This is a genomic window from Bradyrhizobium tropiciagri, assembly GCF_001189845.1.
Taxonomy (GTDB): Bacteria; Pseudomonadota; Alphaproteobacteria; order Rhizobiales; family Xanthobacteraceae; genus Bradyrhizobium; species Bradyrhizobium tropiciagri.
In genome coordinates, this window is record NZ_LFLZ01000019.1 from 97,221 (window position 1) to 117,413 (window position 20,193).

Below are 20,193 nucleotides of genomic sequence, written 5' to 3' on the forward strand. Positions count from 1 at the left end.
GAGAGATCGATGCAGAAGGATGGCGACAGAGCGCCGCTCGCCGGGGTGCGGGTGCTGGATTTTTCCATCATGGTGGCGGGGCCGTATTGCGCGCGGTTGCTCGCCGATGTCGGCGCCGAGGTCATCAAGATCGAGCCGCCGGAGGGCGACGACATGCGGCTGCGAACTCCGCTGCGCGACGGCCACAGCACCTATTTCGGCCAGCTCAATGCCGGCAAGCGCAGCCTGGCGCTCGACCTGAAGAACGCCGACGCCATCAAGCTCGTGCATCGCATGGTCGCGGAAGCGGACATTCTCGTCGAGAATTTCCGCCCCGGTGTGATGGACCGGCTCGGCCTTGGCTATGAGGCGCTGCGCGAGATCAATCCGCGCCTGATCTATTGCTCGATCTCGGGCTATGGACAGACGGGCCCCGCCGCCGAGCGTGCGGCTTACGCGATGATCGTGCACGCCGAGAGCGGATTCGATACCTCGCTGATGCGCTATGCCGGCGACCGGGAGCGTCCCGCGGCAGGAGCGATCTTTGTCGCCGACATTCTTGGCGGCATCTTCGGCTATTCCGCGATTCAGACCGCGATGGTTCAGCGTGAACGCACCGGGAAGGGGCAGCGCGTCGACGTGGCCTTGATGGACTGCATGCTCAACCTGTTGGTCTATGAGCTTCAGGAAGCGCAATTCCCGATCCGCGCGCCGCGTCCGACTTATGGGCCGGTCCGCACCCGCGACGGCGATATCCTGATCGCCCCGGTGACGCCGCGCAATTTTGCCGCGCTCTGCGAGGTCACCGGACAGGAAGAGCTGGCGAACGATCCGCGCTTTGCGACCATTCCGGCGCGCGGCGCCAATTGGACTGCCATGATGCAGGTGATCGAGCAATGGACCGAGTGCCACACCGTCGCCGAGTGCATCACGGCGCTGGATCGCGCCGGTGTTCCCTGCGCCGAATACCGGACGCCGGGCGCGGCGCTGACCGATGCCCATTTGCGCGAGCGTGGTGTGTTTGCGACGGTCTTGGATGGCGCCGGCGACTTCGTCGGCGTCAATGCGCCATGGCAGATGTCCGGGGCCGATACGCCGATGGGAAGTCAGGTCCCCGGGATCGGCGCGCAGCGGGACGATGTGCTGTCGCGGATCCTCGGATTGTCGCCGGATGCAATCGCGGCGCTCGTGGCTGCGGGCACATTTGGGAAGGCGCAGGCCTAGGCGGACGCCCGTGATCTCAGGTGTCGGACGACGCGTCCGGCGGCGGAGCCTTCGCGATCGCCAGCAGGCATTTCAGGAAATGCGCGCGATCTTCCTTGCGCAGCGGCGCCAGCATGATCTCTTGCAGCTGCGCGGCGGCCGGGATCACGGCCAGCAGCGCTTCCTCGCCCTTGGCGGTGATCTGCACCTGGAGCGAGCGGCGGTCGTCGGGATTGTCCTTCTTCGCGACCAGCCGGCGCGCCACCATCCGCTTCAGCATTTCGCTGAGCGTGTTGCGGTCGCAACTGATCCGGTCCGCCAGCACGGAGGGGGTGAGCGGACCCAATTGGTACAGCGCCATCAGCACGCCGAACTGCCGCGGCGTGATGTCGCTCTGGCGCGTCATGCTTTGATAGAGCCCGTCGTAGCGGGCCTCCAGCAGCCGCAGCAGAAATCCGATGCCGCCTTCCAGCTGCCAGTCGCGAGCAACGTCTGCGGCCGAGCCGGTCTTCCTTGCCTTGTCGGCTGCCATGCCGTTGTTCGATCCCGATTTCACGAATTCGCGCTAGCCGTTAGCAGCTTGGCTTGACGTCCTCAACCCTGCGGTCAATCGCACCCCGGCCTGTTCCCGGCGCGGTGCAATGGCTTTCGGCCCTTGTCAGCCGCTCGTCAATACAGTACGTATACGTATCAAATGGCGATGCGAAGACGTCGTTCAGGGAGGTTGAACTTGGACCTGCGTGAGCTGCTGTCGATTCCCTATCTGCTTGAGGCCGAGGCGGTCGAAACCGAGCCGGGGCAGTGGCGGGTTCGGCTTGCCTATCCGGAGCTGCCGGGATGCACGGCGGAAGCCGCCGTCGTCGAGGACGCATTGCGGGAGCTCGAGCGGCGGCGCATCGAATTGATCGTCAAGCTGGTGGAGGAGGGCAAGCAGCCCCCGATTCCGCGCAAGCCGCTCGCCGCATCCGACCCGCTTTGGACCGCAAGGGATCTCGGACTGTCCGACCGTGTCGCCGCGCTTCTCGGCGCGGCAGCCCCGACCACCCGCAATTGAAGGAGGCAAGCCATGCTCTCGCGCGAAGACAATGAACGCCTGGTGAGGGTCGGCAAGGGCACGCCGCTCGGCGATCTGTTTCGCCTGTACTGGATTCCCTTCCTGCCGTCGGCGGACCTTGCCAAGGACGGACAGCCGAAGCGGATCAGGCTGCTCGGCGAGGATCTGGTCGCGTTCCGCGACACCGAGGGCCGCGTCGGGTTGGTCGATCAGGCTTGCCCGCATCGCGGTGCGCCGCTGATCTTCGCACGAAACGAGGATTGCGGGCTGCGCTGCGTCTATCACGGCTGGAAGTTCGACGTCACCGGCACGGTGACGGACATGCCGGCGGAGCCGGTGCGCAGCCGCCTCAAGGAGCGGGTGCGGATCAAGGCCTATCCCTGCAAGGAACGCAACGGGATGATCTGGACCTATATGGGTCCCGACCAGGCTGAGCTGCGCCGCTGCCGAACCTCGAATGGAATCTGGTGCCGGCGGAGCAGGTGCACATCTCGGTTCGCGTCCAGGAGTGCAATTGGCTGCAGGCGGTGGAGGGCGAGATCGACTCCGCGCACGCACCACTGTTGCACGGGCGGCTGGATGCGCAGGGCACCACGAGCGCCTGGATCCAGAAGCGCGACCTGCGGCCGACCTTCGAATGCATCAAGCAGGACTTCGGCATGAGCATCGCCGCGCGGCGCAACTATGATGCCAACACGCTGTATTGGCGCGTCAACCAGTTCCTGCTGCCGTTCTATACGCTGGTGCCGCCACTCTCGCCGTTCCCAGATTTGAGCGGGCACGCCTGGGTGCCGATCGATGACGAGAACACACTCTGCATCATGTTCTCCTATCATCCGTCGGAGCCGCTGCTGGAGAAGACGCGGCAGGTGTTCGCCGAAGGACACAAGGGCCGCGAGAGCGGGCATGCCAGCCGCCACGCGCTGGTGCAGCATCCGCCGACGGTGCCGTATGCCGGCTACTGGACCAAATACAATCCGCAGAACGGCTTTCAATTCGACTACGAGGCGCAGCGGACCTCCTGGTTCTCGGGCCTGCCGGGGCTCTGGGTGCAGGACGGAGCCTGCCAGAGCGGCGTGTCGCCGATCTTCGATCGCACCAAGGAGACGCTCTGCTCGAGCGATACCGGCATCGCGATGACACGGCGCTTCATCCTGGAGGCGCTCGGCGCCTATCGTGATCACGCGATCAAGCCCAAGGGGGTCTCGGATCCCGACGTGTTCATGGTACGGGCGGTGTCGCTGCGGCTGCCGCCGGAGGATTCCTGGGTCGATGTCGCGCGCCGTTCATGCGGGCGAAGCTCGGTGCCGATTTCGGGTACGAGCTGTGAACGCATCCGGCCATATGGCCGACACCCAGCAGGCGCTGGTCAAGCGCATCGGCTACGAGGCCGAGCGGATCAATTCCTACGAGCTGATCGCGCGGACAGGCAATGAGCTGGCCCCGTTCACGGCCGGCAGCCATGTCGACCTGCATCTACCGAATGACTTGATCCGCAGCTACTCGCTGGTCAACGACCAGCGCGAGCGGCATCGGTATGTCATCGCGGTCAACAAGGATGCCGAGAGCCGCGGCGGCTCCAGCTTCGTTCACGACACCGTCAGGGTCGGGGACGTCATGACGATCTCGATGCCGCGCAACAACTTCGCGCTTCATGAAGAAGCCGAGAATTCGGTCCTGATCGCCGGCGGGATCGGCATCACGCCGCTGCTGTCAATGATCCGGCGCCTGCAAGCGCTCGAACGGCGCTGGGAGCTGTTCTACGCCACAAGGACGCGCGCGGCGGCCGCATTTCTCGACGAGCTCGGCTCGTATCGATCGAGGGTACATCTCGATTTCGACGACGAGCGATCAGGACGGGTTTTCGATCTCCCGGCGATCGTCAGGAACGCGCCGGCTCACGCGCATCTCTACTGTTGCGGTCCGGTGCCCATGCTCGCGGCATTCGAGGCGGCGACGGCCGGCCGCCCGGCCAATCACGTGCATGTCGAGTATTTCAAGGCGCGGGAAGCTCCGGCGACTGATGGCGGCTTCGAGGTCAAGCTTGCGCGAAGCAATCGCACCATTGCGGTCGAGGCCGGCAAGACCATCCTCGACGCGTTGCTGGATGCCGGCATCGCTGCGAACTACGCCTGCACCGAAGGTGTCTGCGGCACCTGCGAGACGCGCGTGCTCGAGGGCATACCCGACCATCGCGACCAGTTTCTGAGCGAGGAAGAGCGGGCGGCGAACAAGAGCGTAATGATCTGCTGCTCGGGCGCCAGGTCCCGCACGCTCGTGCTCGATCTCTAAGAACAATATCCACGGGTGGAACCAATGAAGTATCTTTCGCGTGTTATCGGAATCTCCTTTCTGGCCCTTTGCGCCAGCTCGCCCGTGTCGGCGGACGCGGCGCGCTCTTTGAAGATCGGCGTGCTCAACGACGCGTCCGGCCCTTATTCGGACAATGCCGGCGAAGGTTCGGTGACGGCGGCAAAGATGGCGGCCGAGGACTTCATGCGGCTGCATCCCGATTTCAAGGTCGAGATCGTCTCGGCCGATCATCAGAACAAGGCGGATGTCGGCGCCGCGATCGCGCGGCGCTGGATTGACCAGGAGAAGGTCGATGCGGTCGCCGACGTGCCGAACTCGGCCGTCGGGCTCGCCGTCAACGAGGTCGTGCGCGGCAGCAAGGCTGCGCTGATCGCATCGAGCGCGGCATCGTCCGACCTGACCGGGAAATACTGCTCGCCCAACACGATTCAATGGACGTTCGATACCTGGGCCGCCTCGCACACCATCGGTGCCTATCTCGTGCGCCACGGCGGCAAGAAATGGTACTTCATCGCCACCGACAATGCGCTCGGCAAGTCGATGGTGCGCGACGGCACGGCGGTGATCGGCGCCGGCGGCGGCACCGTCCTCGGCTCGGTCAATGTGCCGATCAACAATGCGGACTATGCCTCGTTCATCCTGCAGGCCGATAGCTCGGGCGCGACGTGATCGCGTTCGCGACCGCCGGCGGCGACACCGTCAGCCTGATCAAGCAATCCGCCGAGTTCGGGCTGAAGCAGAGCGGACGCACTTTCGCGGCGCTGCTCACCACCACCAACGACGTCGAATCCAGCGGGCTTGCAGTCGGGGAGGGACTGATCATCACCCAACCGTTCTACTGGGATCTCAATGATGCCAGCCGCGCCTGGTCGGCCAAATTCAGCGAGCGGCAGCATGGGCAATCGCCGACTGCCTTCCACGCCGGCGTCTATTCCTCGGTGCTGGCCTATCTGAACGCGGCACAGGCCGCGGGAACCAACGACGCGCCGGCGGTGATCCAGAGGCTGAAGGAGACGCCGATCGACGACGGCTTGTTCGGGCCGGTCGTGGTGCGCGCCGACGGCCGTGCCATTCACAACATGTACATCTTCAAGGTGAAGAGCCCGAATGCGTCGAAGAGCAAGTGGGATCTGCTCGAGCAGGTCGGCGTGCTGACAGGGCCGGAAGCGTTCCGGCCGCTCGACCAGGGCGGTTGCTCGCTCGTCGAGTCACCGAAGAGCAATTGACGACCACGGCCGCGATCCGCGGATCAACACGTCTCAAACCAACGGATATGCCGATGCTGGACCAGCTCGAAGCCGATTTCCCCGAGCACACGCCGCGCCACGTCGATGCGCCCAGGGCGCTCGAGGGGGTCCGGGTAATCGATTTCTCGCATTTCATCGCCGGACCGTTTGCGACCATGATCCTGGCTGACATGGGCGCCGAGGTGATCAAGATCGAGGCGCCCGGTCGCGGGGACGATTTGCGCCGTTATCCCCCGGTGCATCCCGATCTCAGGCACGGTGCGCCGTTCCTCTGGACCAACCGCAACAAGCGCAGCGTCGCCCTCGATCTCAAGTCGCCCGAGGGCCTGAAGGTCGCGCGTGAGCTGATCGCGACGGCTGATGTCCTCGTCGAGAACTTTTCGGCGAGCGTGATGGCGCGGCTCGGTCTAGATTATGAGAGCTGCCGCAAGATCAAACCCGAGATCATCTATTGCTCGGTGTCGGCCTACGGCCGTGACGGCGCGTTCTCCGATCGGCTCGGCTTCGATCCGATCGCCCAGGTCGAGAGCGGCTTCGTCTCGATGAACGGCTATGCCGACCGGGAGGGGGTGCGGGCTCTGTCGCCGGTGATGGACATCAGCACCGCGATGATGGCCAGCAATGCGATCCTTGGTGCGTTGTTCGCGCGCGAGCGCGGCGGGCAGGGCCAGGCCATCGAGGTGTCGCTGTTCGAGAATGCCGTCCTGATGACCGGTTACGCGACCATGCAGTCGCTCTTCAACAATGCGGATCCAAAGCGCAGCGGCAATACCAGTCCGGACACCTGTCCGTCGGGCGTGTTCCTGGCGAGCGACTGCTCGTTCTATATCAACTGCGGCAATGACAAGATCTTCCAGCGCCTGATGGCGCAGGTGCTCGAGCGCGAGGATCTCGCGGCGGCCGAGATCTATGCAACCGGACCCGATCGAATCCGTCGGCGTGAGGAATTGTTCGCGATTCTCGGCGACGCCTTTGCCCGGCAGCCGTGGTCGCACTGGCAGTCGCGCATGCGCGCGGCCGGCGTGCCCTGCGGCCAGGTGCGCACCGTCAGCGAGGCGATCCGCTCGCCGGAGGCGAGGGAGCGCGGGATTGTCACAAGGATCCCGCACGAGACGGTGGGCTGGGTGCCGAACGTGAACCTGCCGATCCGCTATTCGCGGACGCCGATCGTCGATCCCGTTGCGGCGCCCGCCGTTGGGCAGCATACCGAAAACGTGCTGCGCGACTTGCTCAGTTACGACGAGGCGGAGATCGCGCGCCTCGCCAAAGACGGAGCGTTCGGCAGCCAGCCCTCGCGACAGGATGCCAAGCCGTGACGGCGCGGACGATGGACGAGCGGACGCTGCGGGGCCGTGTCGCCGTCATCGGGATCGGCGAGACGCAATATTATTGCCACGGCGCGTCGCCCGACCCGGAATTCAAGCTCGCGCTCAAGGCCATTCTGGCGGCTTGCGAGGATGCAGGCCTCGATCCGCGCGAGATCGACGGGTTCTCGTCCTACAGCGACGATCGCAGCGAGGCGTCGCGGCTGGCTGCGGCGCTGGGGACGCATCGATTGCGTTCGGCGACCATGCAGTGGGGCGGGGGAGGCGGCGGTTGTTGCGCTGCCGTCGCCAATGCGGCGGCCGCGATCGTCGCGGGCCTCGCCGATTGTGTCGTGGTGTTCCGCTCGCTGGCGCAGGGCCAGTATGGCCGCTTCGGACAGGCGGGTGGCATCCATACGGTGTCGGGCGAGCGGTCCTACCTGATGCCTTATGGTGTGCTGGCGCCGCCGCAGCGCTTTGCCATGCGGGTGCAGCGCTACATGCACGAGCACGGCGTACGGCAAGAGGCGTTGCGGGCGATTGCGCTGGCCTCCTATCACCATGCCCAGGCCAATCCGCGCGCGGTGATGCACGGCAAGCCGCTGGATGTCGAGAAGTACGACGCCTCTCGCTGGATCGTGGAACCGTTCCATCTCTACGATTGCTGCATGGAAAATGACGGCGCAGCGGCCCTGGTGCTGGTATCGGCGGAGCGCGCCACCGAATTCCGGCGCAAGCCCGCCTATCTGCTCGGTGCCGCCTTCGGATCCGGACATCGCGCGGCGGCGACAGCGCACAACGCGCCGCTCTACGCCACGGCGAGCTTCGGCACCGTTGCCCCCGATCTCTACCGCATGGCCGGGGTCGGGCCGTCAGATGTCGGCGTGGTCCAGGCGTACGAGAATTTCACCGGTGGTGTCGTGATGGCGCTGGCGGAGCACGGCTTCTTCAAGCCGGAGGAGGCCAACGACTTCCTGACCTTCGAGAACCTGATCGCGCCGTCCGGGACCCTGCCGCTCAACACCTGCGGCGGCAATCTCGCCGAATGCTACATGCACGGTTTTGAGCTCGTGCTGGAAGCAGTTCGCCAGGTGCGCGGCATGTCGACCAGCCAGGCACGGCGCAGCGACGTCGCGTTGGTCATCGGAGGTCCGATGGTCTCCCCCGCGAGCAATCTCATTCTGGGGTCGGAGGCCACACTATGAGCAACCCGAGCACGCGCTATCTCCCGGCAGGTCTGCCGATTCCGGTTGCAGAGCCGGACGGCCTGTCTGCGCCCTACTGGGAGGGATTGCGTCAGGGCAAGCTCCTGGTGCAACGCTGCGGTCGCTGCAACACGTGGCAATTCGGACCCGAATGGCTCTGTCACCGTTGCCACGCCTTCGACCCGGCCTGGATCGAGGTCGAGCCGCGCGGCCGGATTTTCAGCTGGGAACGCGCGTGGCATCCGTCGCATGCAGCGCTTAGAGGGCATGGACCTTATATCGCGGTGCTTGTCGAACTGCCGCATGCCGGCGGCGTTCGCATGGTCGGCAATCTGCTCGGCGATCCCGAACAGACGGTTGCCATCGGCGCTGATGTCGAAGGCGTCTTCGAGCATCACCCGGAGCAGGATCCGCCTTACTCCTTGCTGCAATGGCGCCGGCCGTAGGTTTCCCCGGAGTTACTATCCATCCCTGCGCCCGATACGGGCAATCGATCACGCGTCTACCGGAGATGGCTGGTCCAAGGTCCGCTGCACCTGTGATCTGTCGCGGGTGACATCCGGTTTGCCTGCTTTCGCGTCAGCGTCGCTGACAGGATGAGCTGCGAGGGTCCTTGTCTCGCGGCAGACGACATGCAATCTTCCGCTCCCGGCAATGCTGTTCGAGAGCAACAAGAACAATAATCCCTCTCGTCCCTCCAATTCTGTCGAGGGCCTGATCATGTCGAATCCTACCCAAGCGACCTCCGCTCCGTGGCGGATAGGAGTCCTGTTTTCACGAACCGGCTTCATGTCGGTCATCGAGGAAACCCAGTATCAGGGCACGCAGCTTGCGATCGAGGAGGTGAACGAAGCGGGCGGGGTCTGTGGCCGCGAACTGGTTCCCGTCGCCTACGACCCCGGCTCGGACTCGGCCGCTTATGGCCACTACGCCAAACGGTTGATGGTCGAGGATCAGGTCAGCACTATATTCGGCTGCTACACCTCGTCGAGCCGCAAGGCGGTGCTGCCGGTCGTCGAACGGCTGAACGGCCTGCTTTGGTACCCGACGCTCTATGAGGGGTTCGAGGCGTCGCCGAACGTCATCTACACCGGCGCCTCGCCGAATCAGAACAGCCTCGCGCTGTGCCGCTATCTGATGGATACGTTCGGAACGCGATTCTATTTCGTGGGTTCGGACTACATCTATCCGCGCGAGTCCAACCGGGTGATGCGGGAGCTGCTGAAGAGCAACGGCGGCTCGGTCGTTGGCGAGCGCTACGTCAATGTCTACGCGCGCTGGCAGGACTTCGTGCCGATCATCCAGGACATCAAGCGCGTCAGGCCCGACGTGATCTTTTCGACCGTCGTCGGCGAGGGCACGGTGTTTCTCTATCAGGCCTATGCCAATGTCGGGCTCGATCCGAAGCAGGTCCCGATCGCCAGCCTGACCACGACCGAAGCCGAAATCGCCGCCATGGGCTTCGACGTCGGCGAAGGGCACGTCACCGCGGCATCCTATTTCCAGGGCGTCGAGGGCAGCGCCAACAACGCGTTCGTGCAGCGCTTCAAGAAGCGGTTCGGCGCCGACATCTCGACCAACATGTGCGCCGAGGCGTCCTATTTCCAGCTGCATCTGTTTGCGAAGGCGCTCGAGCAGGTCAATTCGCTCGACACCGAAGTGCTGCGTTCCATGGTGTTCGGCACCAGCTTTGATGCACCGCAAGGTGCGGTCACGGTCAACCCGATGTCGGGCCATACCGATCTGTGGACCCGGATCGGACGCGCCAACCGCCAGGGACAGTTCGATGTCGTCCGCCAATCAAAAGAGCCGGTGCATGCGGATCCGTTCCTGATCGGATATGGTCGTGCAACGCAAACAGGAAGCGTCCAATGAACGAGCAGTCGCGTAAGCCGTCGCTGAGCCGAGACGTCGGCGGACGCAAGACCATGGTTCAGGAACTTGCCGATCTCTCGGCGGTCGTGGTCGCACCGGTCGACGATCAGGTCGGCATGCTGCTGCGCGAATTGCAGCGCTTTCGGATGCGGGTGCGTCAGGTCTGGCCGATGCCGGAAAGCGTGCCGGCCGATGCCGACGTGGTGTATTGCGAATATTCGCCGGACCTCGCGCGGCGCCTGCCGTGGATTCCCGGCGATGCGCGCTCCGCGCTGGTCGTGATCCTGCCGGCAACGGAAGCCGTGCACGCCGACGCGCTGTGTCATGCGACGCCGAACGCCGTGCTGCCGCGGCCGTTCACCCAGAATGCGGTGCTGTCGAGCCTCGTGCTGGCGCGCAGCCAGTTTGGTTACGAGCGGCGGCTGCGCAGCAAGATCGAGAAGCTTGACGACAATCTGCGCTCGATGCGCACGGTGGAGCGCGCCAAGGCGATCTTGATGGCGACGCGGCAGATGCCGGAAACCGAAGCCTATGGCTTCATCAGACGGCAGGCGATGGATCGTCGCGTGTCGGCAAGCGCAGTCGCCGCGGCGATTGTTGACTCGTTCGAACTGCTTGGCTACGATCATCAACAGTAAGCCCCAATAGCGGGGCCGGCGGCGACAGCGCCGCCTTCGACACAACCGGCAACAAAGCCCTCCCAATGCTCGCGTAAGCGCGCATCGGGAGGGCTTTTTGTTTTTTCAGTCCTGAAGGGAGCTAAGGGATGAGCATTTCACGGCGGACTTTGCTGAGGAATACCGCGGCGCTCGGTGCATTTGCCGGCGCCGGACTGCCGCACATCTGGATCAAGAACGCCGACCTCGCTTACGCCGCCGGCGGCGAGATCAAGGTCGGCGTGCTGTTCTCGCTGACCGGAACGACCGCGATCATCGAGGAATCGCTCAACAAGGCGACGCTGCTCGCGATCGAGGAGATCAACGCAGCCGGCGGCATCAAAGGCAGCAAGATCGTGCCGATCGTCGAGGATCCTGCCTCCGATCCGGCGACCTTCTCGGAGAAGGCGCGCAAGCTCGTCGTCGGCGACAAATGCGTCAGCGTGTTCGGCTCCTACACCTCAGCGAGCCGCAAGGCGGTGCTTCCGGTCTTCGAGCGCCAGAACAATCTCTATTGGTACCCGACGCTCTATGAAGGCCGCGAGTGCTCGAAGAACGTGATCTACACCGGCGCGGTGCCGAACCAGCAGCAGGACGAGTTCGTGCCGTGGCTGGTCAAGAAGTTCGGCAAGAAGTTCTATCTGATCGGCTCCAATTACATCTATCCGAAGGAAGAGAACAACTACTGCAAGAAGCTGCTCGAGAAGCTCGGCGGCGAGGTCGTGGCGGAAGAATATGTGCCGCTCGGCCATTCCGAATTCTCTTCGGTGATCAACAAGATCCGCTCGACCCAGCCGAATGTGATCTTCTCCACCGTGGTCGGCGATTCCGTGGTCGCGCTGCATCGTCAGTACAAGGCCGCCGGCCTCGATCCCGAGAAGATGCCGATGGCGAGTCTGACGACCTCCGAGAACGAGGTCGCGGCGATGGGCGGTGAGGCCGCCGCCGGTCACTTCACCTCGGCGCCGTACTTCATGGTGCACAAGTCGCCTGAGAACGAGAAGTTCGTCGAGGCCTACAAGAAGCGCTGGGGCGCCGACAAGGTGACGCACTTCGTGTCGGAGGCCTGCTACTTCCAGACCTATCTGTTCAAGCAGGCGGTCGAGAAGCTCGCCACCAGCGATCTGACGCCGCCGAACATCCGCGACGCGGTCAAGGGCCAGAGCATGATTGCGCCGCAGGGCAAGGTCGAGATCGAGCCGGAGAACCTGCACACCTGGCTGTGGCCGAAGATCGCGCAGGCCAAATCGAACGGCCAGTTCGAGATTCTCGTCGAGGCCAAGGAGTGGCTGAAGCCGGTGCCTTACGCGGCCTATCCCGGACAGTCCTGCACCGAAAAGGGCCTGGTCGAGAAGAGCTGACGGCGGGGCTGACGAAGGCCGTCGGCGTGCGGCGCCGGCGGCCAACTTCCAGTAACGAATGCTGCTTCTCGCACACATCGTGCGAGGGCAGGGCACGGCAAACGAACATTGAAGAGCGGATCCCGACGTGGACCAATTCATCGAACAAATCGTCACCGGCCTCAGCATCGGGTCGATCCTGCTGCTGGTGGCGCTGGGCCTGTCGATCATCTACGGCTCGATGGGCATCATCAATCTCGCCCATGGCGAGTTCGTGATGCTCGGCGCCTATGCCGCCTGGGTGTTCCACACCTATCTCGGGCTCGGCCTGCTGGCGAGCCTGGTTCCGATCTTCCTGGTGGTCGCCGCGTTCGGCTGGGTCATCGAACGCTATGTCCTGAGCCTGCTCAACAACCGGCCGCTCGATACGATCCTCGCCACCTGGGGCGTCGGCATCATGCTGCAGCAGGCGGTGCGGCTATCGGTCGGTAGCGAGCTGCGCTACGTGCAGCTGCCGCCGGCGCTGTCAGACAGCATGGACGTGTTCGGCATCCCGATATCGTCGTATCGGGTGTTCCTGTTCGTGGTGTCGATCGCGCTGTTCGGAGCAACCTGGTTGCTGATGAACCGGACGCCAGTGGGGATGAAGCTGCGTGCCATCATCCAGGACCGCTCGGTCGCCGCCTCGTTCGGCATCAACGCCAAACGGGTCTACGCGTTGACATTTGCTTACGGTGCGGGCCTCGCGGGTCTTGCCGGCGCGCTGGTGTCGCCGCTCAAGAGCGTGTCGCCCGATATGGGCACCGGTTATGTCGTCGATGCCTTCATGGTGGTCGTGCTGGGCGGCGTGCAGAGCCTCGCCGGCACCGTGGCGAGCGCCTTCATCCTCGGCGAGCTCTCCGGCGGCATCGCGTTCCTGCAGAACGACACGGTCGCCAAGGCGATCGTGCTGCTCGCCATCGTCGTCCTCATCCGTTTCCGCCCCGAAGGGCTTTTCACCGCACGCGTGCGGGCCTGAGACAGATCGCTCATCTATGCCGTCGCATGTTCCTAACTCCAGCGGATTGCAGCGCCTGATCGCGCAGCTCGCACCTCTGCTGATCGTCTGCGCGATCGTGTTCGCGTTGCCGGTGCTGCTCAACAACGACTTCCTGCTCAACAAGGTCGCGCGCTATCTGGTGCTCGGCATCCTCACGATATCGCTGGGGCTGTCCTGGGGCTTCGGCGGGATCCTCAATCTCGGCCAGGCGATGAGCTTCGGGCTCGGCTCCTACGCCATGGCGATGGCGCTGAAGCTCAAGACCGTTCCTGTGCACACCGGAGCAAGTGGCCTGCCGGACTTCATGGTCTGGAACAACGTCCAGCATCTGCCGTGGTTCTGGGAGCCGTTCCGCTCGCTGTCCTTCGCGATCGCCGCGGGCCTGATCGTGCCGGCACTCGTTGCCGCGGCGCTCGGCTGGTTCATGTTCCGCGGACGCGTCACCGGCGTCTACGTCTCGATCATCACGCTCGCCACCATGGTGGTGATCAATCTCGTGATCATCGACCAGCAGAGCTACACCGGCGGCTTCAACGGCATTACCGATCTCGCTCAGCTCGAGATCTTCGGCGTCGCGTTCGATGCCTATGGCCGCGCGACCTACTATCTTGTGGCGAGCTGCGTGCTGCTCAGCCTGCTGGTGGCCTTTGCCTTCACGAGGACCAAGGCCGGCCTGATCGTGCAGGCGATCCGCGACCATGAGAGCCGGGTGCGCTACTTCGGCTACGACGTCGCGCTCTACCAGATCTTCGTGTTTGCGCTGTCGGCTGCGATCGCAGGCCTCGCCGGCATGCTCTACACGGTGGTGATGGAGTTTGCCTCGCCGACCTTCCTCGGCGTGCAGCTTTCGCTCTCGGTCGTGGTGTGGTGCGCCGTCGGCGGCCGGCAGAGCCTGGTCGGCGCGTTCCTCGGCGCGGTGCTGGTCGCGGGCATGCAGGGCGCGCTGTCGGAGTCCGCGGCGTTCCTGGAAACCTGGACGCTGGTGATGGGCGCGCTGTTCGTGCTCGTGGTGCTGTTCCTGCCAAAGGGGCTCGCCGGCCTCGCACAGGTCGTGTGGCGCTGGATCGTGCAGCGCCGCCAGGCCGCCAGTGGCCGCGTTGCGGAAGGCGTCGGCCAGACGGAGGGCAGCGCATGAGCTCGCATCTCGACCTCCGTGAGGTCTCGGTCAGCTTCAATGGGTTCAAGGCGCTCAACGCGCTCAACATGAGCGTGCGCAAGGGCGAGCTGCGCTGCCTGATCGGGCCGAATGGTGCCGGCAAGACCACGGCGCTCGACATCATCTGCGGCAAGGTCAAGCCGAGTGCCGGCACCGTCAGCTTTGACGGCACCGCGCTGCAGGATCTCGAGGAATACGAGATCGCCCGCGCCGGCGTCGGCCGCAAGTTCCAGGTGCCGAGCGTATTTCGCGAGCTCTCGGTCTCTGAGAATCTCGACGTGGCGCGGGCTCGCGAACCTCGGTGCTCGGCAATCTGCGCTGGAACATCGGCAATTCCGGGCGCGAGGATATCGAGCGTCTCGCCGAGCTGGTCGGGCTCACCGAGCAGCTCGATCGGCCTGCCGCCTATCTGTCGCACGGCCAGACCCAGTGGCTGGAGATCGGCATGCTGGTCGCCCAGGACGCCGAATTGATCCTGATGGACGAGCCCACCGCGGGCATGACGGCACAGGAGACCCGCAAGACCGCCGAGCTGTTTGCACGGCTGAAGGGCAAGCACACGCTGATCGTGGTCGAGCACGACATGGGTTTTGTGAAAGCGATCGGCGACATCATCTCGGTGATGCATATGGGCCAGATGTTGGCCGAGGGTACCGCCGCGGAAGTGGAGGCGCATCCCGAGGTGCGCCGCGCTTATCTCGGATCGGGAGGCATCAGCCATGCTTGAGCTGACCGACGTCGACGCATTTTATGGCAACAGCCGCGCGCTGCAGGGCGTCAACCTGATGGTCGGCAACGGCGAATTCCTCTCGGTGCTCGGCCGCAACGGGGTCGGCAAGACCACGCTGATGCGCAGCATTCTCGGCCTGATGGACCGGGTCACCGGACGCCTGTCGCTCGACGGCGCCGACATCTCGCCGCTGCGCACCTATCAGCGCGCCAGGGCCGGCATCGCCTATGTGCCGCAGGGCCGCGGCATCCTGCCGAAGTTCACCGTGCGGGAGAACCTGACGCTCGGAACCTTCGCCGCGAAATCGGCTGGCGGCATCGAGGAGTGGGTGCTCGAGCTGTTTCCGGTGCTCAAGGATTTCCTCAACCGCTACGGCGGCAATCTCTCCGGCGGCCAGCAGCAGCAGCTTGCGATCGCGCGTGCGCTGCTGGCCCAGCCCAAGGTCATCCTGCTGGACGAGCCGACCGAGGGCATCCAGCCGAACATCGTCGAGCAGATCGAGGACGTGATCACGCGCCTCAACCGCGAGCGCGGCATCACGGTCGTGCTGGTCGAACAGAATGTCGCGTTCGCGCGGCGCGCGTCCCACCGCTTCGCGTTGCTCGAAAAGGGACGCGTCGTCGCCAAGGGCGCGATCGGTGAACTCACCGATGATCTCATCCAGCTGCACATGGCCGTGTAGCGGGAATTATCGTTCAGGAAAGGGAGTCGAGACATGTTGCATGGAGATATATCGAGCAGCAAGGACACGGTCGGCGTTGCCGTGGTCAATTACAAGATGCCGCGTCTGCACACCAAGGCCGAGGTGCTGGATAACGCGCGCAATATCGCCAAGATGGTCGAGGGCATGAAGCTCGGCCTGCCGGGCATGGATCTCGTGATCTTCCCGGAATACTCGACCCACGGCATCATGTACGACTCCAAGGAGATGTACGAGACCGCGTCGTCGGTGCCGGGCGAGGAGACCCGCATCTTCGCGGACGCCTGCCGCAAGGCGAAGGTCTGGGGCGTGTTCTCGCTGACTGGCGAGCGCCACGAGGAGCATCCCAACAAGGCGCCGTACAACACCCTGATCCTGATGAACGACAAGGGTGAGATCGTCCAGAAGTATCGCAAGATCATGCCGTGGGTGCCGATCGAGGGCTGGTATCCGGGCGACTGCACTTACGTCTCGGAGGGGCCGAAGGGCCTGAAGATCAGCCTGATCATCTGCGACGACGGCAACTATCCGGAGATCTGGCGCGATTGCGCGATGCGCGGGGCCGAGCTGATCGTCCGCTGCCAAGGCTACATGTATCCGGCCAAGGAGCAGCAGATCCAGATCTCGAAATCGATGGCCTGGGCCAACAACTGCTATGTCGCGGTCGCCAACGCATCCGGCTTCGACGGCGTCTATTCCTACTTCGGCCATTCGGCGCTGATCGGCTTCGACGGAAGGACGCTCGGCGAGTGCGGCACCGAGGAGAACGGCATCCAGTACGCGCAGCTTTCGGTGTCGCTGATCCGCGACGCCCGCCGCAACATGCAGTCGCAGAACCATCTCTTCAAGCTGATGCACCGCGGCTATACCGGCCTGATCAACTCCGGCGACGGCGATCGCGGCCACGCAGTCTGCCCGTACACCTTCTACAAGAACTGGATCACGGATCCCGAAGGCACGCGGGAGATGGTCGAGGCCATGACCCGTCCGACCGTCGGCACCGACGAATGTCCGATCGAGGGCATTCCGAACCAGAAAGTCGCACATCGTTGATTGGAGAAGTCGAGCTGTGCCGGCGCGATCATTTGCGCCGGCCCGGTTCTGAAACTGTTGCAAGGGGAAACGGGGGTTACCATGAGCAGCGAAGCAAACAGTGGACTGGTTCATCAGGCCGAGGGACAGATCGACGACCTTCTCGGTCATGAATTCGAGCACGAGCCGGTGCCAATGACTGCCCGGCGCAGCGCCTTCTCGGTCACCATGGTGTGGCTGGGCTTTCCGATGATCATCACCGGCGCGATGACCGGATCGCTGCTGGTGCTGGGCATGGGGTTCAAGAATGCGCTGGTGGCGATGATCATCGGCAACCTGATCATGTTCGCCTATGTCGGCGCGCTCGGCCTGATCGGCACCAGGCGCGGCATGAACTTCGCACTGATCGCGAGCATCGTATTCGGTAAGAAGGGCTATGTGCTGGCGTCGGGCCTGCTGTCGACCCTGCTGCTCGGCTGGTATGCGGTGCAGACCGGCATCACCGGCGCATTGATCTCTTCGACCTACGGCCTCAACTATGTGGCGATGACCATCGTCGCGGGCGTGCTCTATATCGGGATCACCTTCGTCGGGGTGAAGGGATTGCACTATATCGGGCTGGCATCGGTACCGTTGTTCGTCGTCCTCGGCCTCTGGGTCGCCGCCGATGCTGCGTCGACCACGACCGCAGCGGCGGTTTTCAGCTATGCCGGCAATAACGGCGTCGCCAGCATGTCGATGGGCGTCGGTCTCACCGTGGTGCTTGCGCTGTTCATCGATGCCGGCACGGTGACCGCGGACTTCAACCGCTGGGCGCCGAGCCCGCGGGCGTCGCTGTTCGCCACGTTCAGCGCGTTCCCGTTCGCCAATCTGGTGGCGATGCTGGTTGGCGGCGTGATGACGGCTGCGCTTGCGGTGCCGAACGCCAATCCGTTCGGTGTCGACAACATGTTCGGCTACATGAACGGCAAGCAGCTCACCTGGCTCAGCATTCTCGCATTCATCTTCCTCTACACCAATCTCGGTTCGGTCTGCTCGCACTGCCTGTACAATGCGGCGACCGGCTGGTCGCGGATCCTCGGTACCAACATGCGGCTGATGGCAGTGATCCTCGGCGCCATCGGCATCGTTGTCGCCGCGGGCAATGTCTGGGCGTTCTTCATCCAGTGGCTGTCGCTGCTCGGCATCCTGGTGCCGCCGATCGGCGCGATCATCCTGGTCGATCAGTATCTGCTGCGGACCGAGGCGCGCGCGGACACGGACTGGCGTGCGAAGCCGTTCATCGCCTGGGGCATTGGGTCGCTGTGCGCCTTTGCGGTTGAAAACCTGATGCCGGGGCTGTCCACTGCGATCTCAGCCGCGCTGGTCGCCGGCATCGTGTACGGGGCGATCGCGCGGGTGGAATCTTCGACCGAAAAGGTGGCGCGTCCCGCCTAAGCGATCAGCTCAACCAAGCAAGAAGGGTACATCAATGAGCGTCGACTATCAGATCCATGATCTCGGCAATCTGACCTTGCAGGGCGGCGCGACCATCCGCGACTGCAAGCTCGCCTACAAGACGTTTGGCCAGCTCAACGCGGCCAAGGACAATGTGATCGTCTATCCGACCTGGTACTCCGGCCAGCACTACGACAATGAGTGGCTGATCGGGCCGGGCATGGCGCTCGATCCCGCGAAATACTTCATCATCATCCCCAACATGCTGGGTAACGGCCTGTCGTCGTCGCCAAGCAATACGCCGGAGCCGTATAACGGGCCGCGGTTTCCGCAGGTGACGGCCTATGACAATGTGCGCGCCCAGCACCGGCTGGTGACCGAGAAATTCGGCATCAAGCACATCCGCCTGGTGGTCGGCTGGTCGATGGGCGCGTTGCAGACGTTCCATTGGGGCGCGCTCTATCCCGACATGATGGATCTCTTGGCGCCGTTCTGCGGCTCGGCAAAATGCTCGCGGCACAATTATGTGTTCCTTGAAGGCGTCAAGGCTGCGCTGACAGCGGACGCCGCCTGGAAGGAGGGCTGGTACACCGACAAGCCGGCCCGCGGCCTGCGCGCCGCCGCACGGGTCTATGCTGGCTGGGGCTTTTCGCAGGCGTTCTATCGCGAGCAGCTCGACATCAAGACGATGGGCTATTCCTCGCTGGAGGATTTCCTGGTGGCGTTCTGGGAAGGCTTCTTCCTGCCGAAGGATCCCAACAATCTGCTCACGATGCTGTGGACGTGGCAGAACGGCGACATCAGCGCCAACGAGATCTACAATGGCGACTTCAAGGCTGCATTGAGGGCGATCAAGGCCAAGACCTATGTCATGCCGGGGCAGACCGATCTCTACTTCCCGCCTGAAGACAGCGAGAACGAGGTCGCGAACATGCCGAATGCCAAGTTCGTGCCGGTGCCGTCGATCTGGGGCCATTTCGCAGGCGGACCGGGGACCAACCCCGTCGATGTCGCCTTCATCGATACCAGGCTCAAGGAACTGCTCGCATCGTGAGTTCGAACGATAGCGAACGGCTGCCTGCGCGATCATGGGAGGCGTGAGCTTGTCCAATCCCGCTTTGCTGCTCGACCAGTACCGCATCCGCCAGGAGCCGTATTACCGGCCGCTCAAGGATGAGGTCGAACTGTTCGGCGCGGCCTATGCGAACCGCATGCCGGTGATGCTGAAAGGCCCCACCGGCTGCGGCAAGACCCGCTTCATCGAATACATGGCCTGGCGGCTCGGCCGCCCGCTGATCACGGTCGCCTGTCACGAGGACATGACGGCGGCGGATCTGGTCGGGCGCTGGCTGCTCGATGCGGAGGGGACGGTGTGGAGCGACGGGCCGCTGACCACGGCCGTGCGTCTTGGCGCGATCTGCTACCTCGACGAGATCGTCGAGGCGCGTCAGGACACCACCGTCGTGATCCATCCTTTGACCGACGACCGCCGTGTGCTGCCGCTGGAAAAGCGGGGCGAACTGATCCACGCCCATTCCGACTTCCAGCTCGTGATTTCCTACAATCCGGGCTACCAGAGCGCGATCAAGGACCTCAAGGAATCCACCAAGCAGCGCTTTGCCGCGCTGGATTTCGGCTACCCCGATCGGTCGGCGGAAACCGAGGTGGTGTCGCGCGAGGCCGGCATCGAACCGAACCTTGCCGATCTCCTGGTGAAGATCGCCCAGCACAGCCGCAATTTGAAGGGCCAGGGGCTCGATGAAGGCGCGTCGACCCGGATGCTGGTCAATGCCGGCCGCTTGATCGGCTGCGGCATCAGCCTCGAGAAAGCGTGCGAGACCACGATCGTGGTCCCGCTGACGGACGATGCGGACACCAGGAACACGTTGCGCGACGTGATCTCGGCCTCTGCATGAATGGACG

General features: G+C 64.0%; 18 protein-coding genes and 3 pseudogenes. 20 read left to right on the top strand and 1 reads right to left on the bottom strand.

The features are described 5' to 3' along the window. Window positions 1-9: 9 nt before the first annotated feature. Window positions 10-1,203 (top strand): CaiB/BaiF CoA transferase family protein, encoded by a 1,194-nt coding sequence (locus AKN84_RS17395; protein ID WP_050421897.1) that lies wholly within the window; start codon window positions 10-12, stop codon window positions 1,201-1,203. Window positions 1,204-1,219: 16 nt separating this feature from the next. Here AKN84_RS17395 and AKN84_RS17400 read toward each other — a convergent pair whose 3' ends face one another. Further along, window positions 1,220-1,714: a MarR family winged helix-turn-helix transcriptional regulator gene (locus AKN84_RS17400; protein ID WP_050421898.1), complete on the bottom strand. Its 495-nt coding sequence runs from the start codon at window positions 1,712-1,714 to the stop codon at window positions 1,220-1,222. 198 nt (window positions 1,715-1,912) lie between these two features. On the opposite strand from AKN84_RS17400, the gene AKN84_RS17405 reads away from it, so the two are divergent. From AKN84_RS17405 to AKN84_RS17490, 19 genes and pseudogenes are all read left to right on the top strand, one after another. Beyond that, the gene (locus AKN84_RS17405) at window positions 1,913-2,236 is read left to right on the top strand and encodes a hypothetical protein (protein WP_050421899.1); all 324 of its coding nucleotides are present in this window, start codon (window positions 1,913-1,915) and stop codon (window positions 2,234-2,236) included. Between the two features lie 12 nt (window positions 2,237-2,248). Further along, window positions 2,249-2,512 (top strand): annotated as a pseudogene (locus AKN84_RS49110) (Rieske 2Fe-2S domain-containing protein); the annotation flags it as partial. 206 nt (window positions 2,513-2,718) lie between these two features. Next, a complete protein-coding gene (locus AKN84_RS49115) occupies window positions 2,719-3,672 on the top strand; it encodes a hypothetical protein (RefSeq protein ID WP_244485227.1) in 954 nt (317 codons plus the stop codon). Beyond that, complete coding sequence (locus AKN84_RS17415) at window positions 3,581-4,528, top strand: PDR/VanB family oxidoreductase (protein WP_050421900.1); 948 nt, start codon at window positions 3,581-3,583, stop codon at window positions 4,526-4,528. The genes AKN84_RS49115 and AKN84_RS17415 overlap by 92 nt, the downstream gene beginning before the upstream one ends. Window positions 4,529-4,552: 24 nt before the next feature. After that, window positions 4,553-5,775 (top strand): annotated as a pseudogene (locus AKN84_RS17420) (ABC transporter substrate-binding protein). Window positions 5,776-5,828: 53 nt separating this feature from the next. After that, entirely contained in the window at window positions 5,829-7,112 is a 1,284-nt protein-coding gene (locus tag AKN84_RS17425; protein ID WP_050421927.1) for a CaiB/BaiF CoA transferase family protein, read from the top strand. Then, window positions 7,109-8,305, top strand: coding sequence for a thiolase C-terminal domain-containing protein (locus AKN84_RS17430; RefSeq protein WP_050421901.1), 1,197 nt, complete (start codon window positions 7,109-7,111; stop codon window positions 8,303-8,305). Before AKN84_RS17425 ends, AKN84_RS17430 begins: the two co-directional genes overlap by 4 nt. Continuing rightward, complete coding sequence (locus tag AKN84_RS17435; protein WP_050421902.1) at window positions 8,302-8,751, top strand: Zn-ribbon domain-containing OB-fold protein; 450 nt, start codon at window positions 8,302-8,304, stop codon at window positions 8,749-8,751. Before AKN84_RS17430 ends, AKN84_RS17435 begins: the two co-directional genes overlap by 4 nt. Before the next feature lie 274 nt (window positions 8,752-9,025). Beyond that, window positions 9,026-10,180: a transporter substrate-binding domain-containing protein gene (locus AKN84_RS17440; protein WP_050421928.1), complete on the top strand. Its 1,155-nt coding sequence runs from the start codon at window positions 9,026-9,028 to the stop codon at window positions 10,178-10,180. Continuing rightward, window positions 10,177-10,818, top strand: a complete 642-nt coding sequence (locus AKN84_RS17445) for an ANTAR domain-containing response regulator (protein ID WP_050421903.1) — start codon at window positions 10,177-10,179, stop codon at window positions 10,816-10,818. The genes AKN84_RS17440 and AKN84_RS17445 overlap by 4 nt, the downstream gene beginning before the upstream one ends. Window positions 10,819-10,946: 128 nt before the next feature. Then, on the top strand, window positions 10,947-12,197 hold the full coding sequence (locus AKN84_RS17450; RefSeq protein ID WP_050421904.1) for a transporter substrate-binding domain-containing protein: 1,251 nt from the start codon (window positions 10,947-10,949) through the stop codon (window positions 12,195-12,197). 127 nt (window positions 12,198-12,324) lie between these two features. Next, entirely contained in the window at window positions 12,325-13,194 is an 870-nt protein-coding gene (gene urtB, locus AKN84_RS17455) for an urea ABC transporter permease subunit UrtB (protein WP_050421905.1), read from the top strand. 16 nt (window positions 13,195-13,210) lie between these two features. Then, the gene (urtC, locus tag AKN84_RS17460; protein WP_050421906.1) at window positions 13,211-14,350 is read left to right on the top strand and encodes an urea ABC transporter permease subunit UrtC; all 1,140 of its coding nucleotides are present in this window, start codon (window positions 13,211-13,213) and stop codon (window positions 14,348-14,350) included. Next, a pseudogene (gene urtD, locus AKN84_RS17465) lies at window positions 14,347-15,098 on the top strand (urea ABC transporter ATP-binding protein UrtD). Before urtC ends, urtD begins: the two are co-directional and overlap by 4 nt. Then, a complete protein-coding gene (gene urtE, locus AKN84_RS17470; protein WP_050421907.1) occupies window positions 15,091-15,783 on the top strand; it encodes an urea ABC transporter ATP-binding subunit UrtE in 693 nt (230 codons plus the stop codon). The pseudogene urtD and the gene urtE overlap by 8 nt, the downstream one beginning before the upstream one ends. A 33-nt stretch (window positions 15,784-15,816) precedes the next feature. After that, a complete protein-coding gene (locus AKN84_RS17475; protein ID WP_016845713.1) occupies window positions 15,817-16,854 on the top strand; it encodes an aliphatic amidase in 1,038 nt (345 codons plus the stop codon). 81 nt (window positions 16,855-16,935) lie between these two features. Next, a complete protein-coding gene (locus tag AKN84_RS17480; RefSeq protein WP_050421929.1) occupies window positions 16,936-18,270 on the top strand; it encodes a purine-cytosine permease family protein in 1,335 nt (444 codons plus the stop codon). A gap of 34 nt (window positions 18,271-18,304) precedes the next feature. Continuing rightward, the gene (locus tag AKN84_RS17485) at window positions 18,305-19,324 is read left to right on the top strand and encodes an alpha/beta fold hydrolase (protein ID WP_050421908.1); all 1,020 of its coding nucleotides are present in this window, start codon (window positions 18,305-18,307) and stop codon (window positions 19,322-19,324) included. Between the two features lie 49 nt (window positions 19,325-19,373). Beyond that, on the top strand, window positions 19,374-20,186 hold the full coding sequence (locus AKN84_RS17490; RefSeq protein WP_275945287.1) for a CbbQ/NirQ/NorQ/GpvN family protein: 813 nt from the start codon (window positions 19,374-19,376) through the stop codon (window positions 20,184-20,186). Window positions 20,187-20,193 lie beyond the last annotated feature (7 nt).

What these genes read in the sequence shown, in the direction of transcription:
- AKN84_RS17395 (WP_050421897.1), top strand. Translation starts at nt 10, where the DNA reads ATGCAGAAGGATGGCGACAGAGCGCCGCTCGCCGGGGTGCGGGTGCTG.
- AKN84_RS17400 (WP_050421898.1), bottom strand. Translation starts at nt 1,714, where the DNA reads ATGGCAGCCGACAAGGCAAGGAAGACCGGCTCGGCCGCAGACGTTGCT.
- AKN84_RS17415 (WP_050421900.1), top strand. Translation starts at nt 3,581, where the DNA reads ATGGCCGACACCCAGCAGGCGCTGGTCAAGCGCATCGGCTACGAGGCC.
- AKN84_RS17425 (WP_050421927.1), top strand. Translation starts at nt 5,829, where the DNA reads ATGCTGGACCAGCTCGAAGCCGATTTCCCCGAGCACACGCCGCGCCAC.
- AKN84_RS17435 (WP_050421902.1), top strand. Translation starts at nt 8,302, where the DNA reads ATGAGCAACCCGAGCACGCGCTATCTCCCGGCAGGTCTGCCGATTCCG.
- AKN84_RS17440 (WP_050421928.1), top strand. Translation starts at nt 9,026, where the DNA reads ATGTCGAATCCTACCCAAGCGACCTCCGCTCCGTGGCGGATAGGAGTC.
- AKN84_RS17445 (WP_050421903.1), top strand. Translation starts at nt 10,177, where the DNA reads ATGAACGAGCAGTCGCGTAAGCCGTCGCTGAGCCGAGACGTCGGCGGA.
- AKN84_RS17450 (WP_050421904.1), top strand. Translation starts at nt 10,947, where the DNA reads ATGAGCATTTCACGGCGGACTTTGCTGAGGAATACCGCGGCGCTCGGT.
- urtC (WP_050421906.1), top strand. Translation starts at nt 13,211, where the DNA reads ATGCCGTCGCATGTTCCTAACTCCAGCGGATTGCAGCGCCTGATCGCG.
- urtE (WP_050421907.1), top strand. Translation starts at nt 15,091, where the DNA reads ATGCTTGAGCTGACCGACGTCGACGCATTTTATGGCAACAGCCGCGCG.
- AKN84_RS17475 (WP_016845713.1), top strand. Translation starts at nt 15,817, where the DNA reads ATGTTGCATGGAGATATATCGAGCAGCAAGGACACGGTCGGCGTTGCC.
- AKN84_RS17480 (WP_050421929.1), top strand. Translation starts at nt 16,936, where the DNA reads ATGAGCAGCGAAGCAAACAGTGGACTGGTTCATCAGGCCGAGGGACAG.
- AKN84_RS17485 (WP_050421908.1), top strand. Translation starts at nt 18,305, where the DNA reads ATGAGCGTCGACTATCAGATCCATGATCTCGGCAATCTGACCTTGCAG.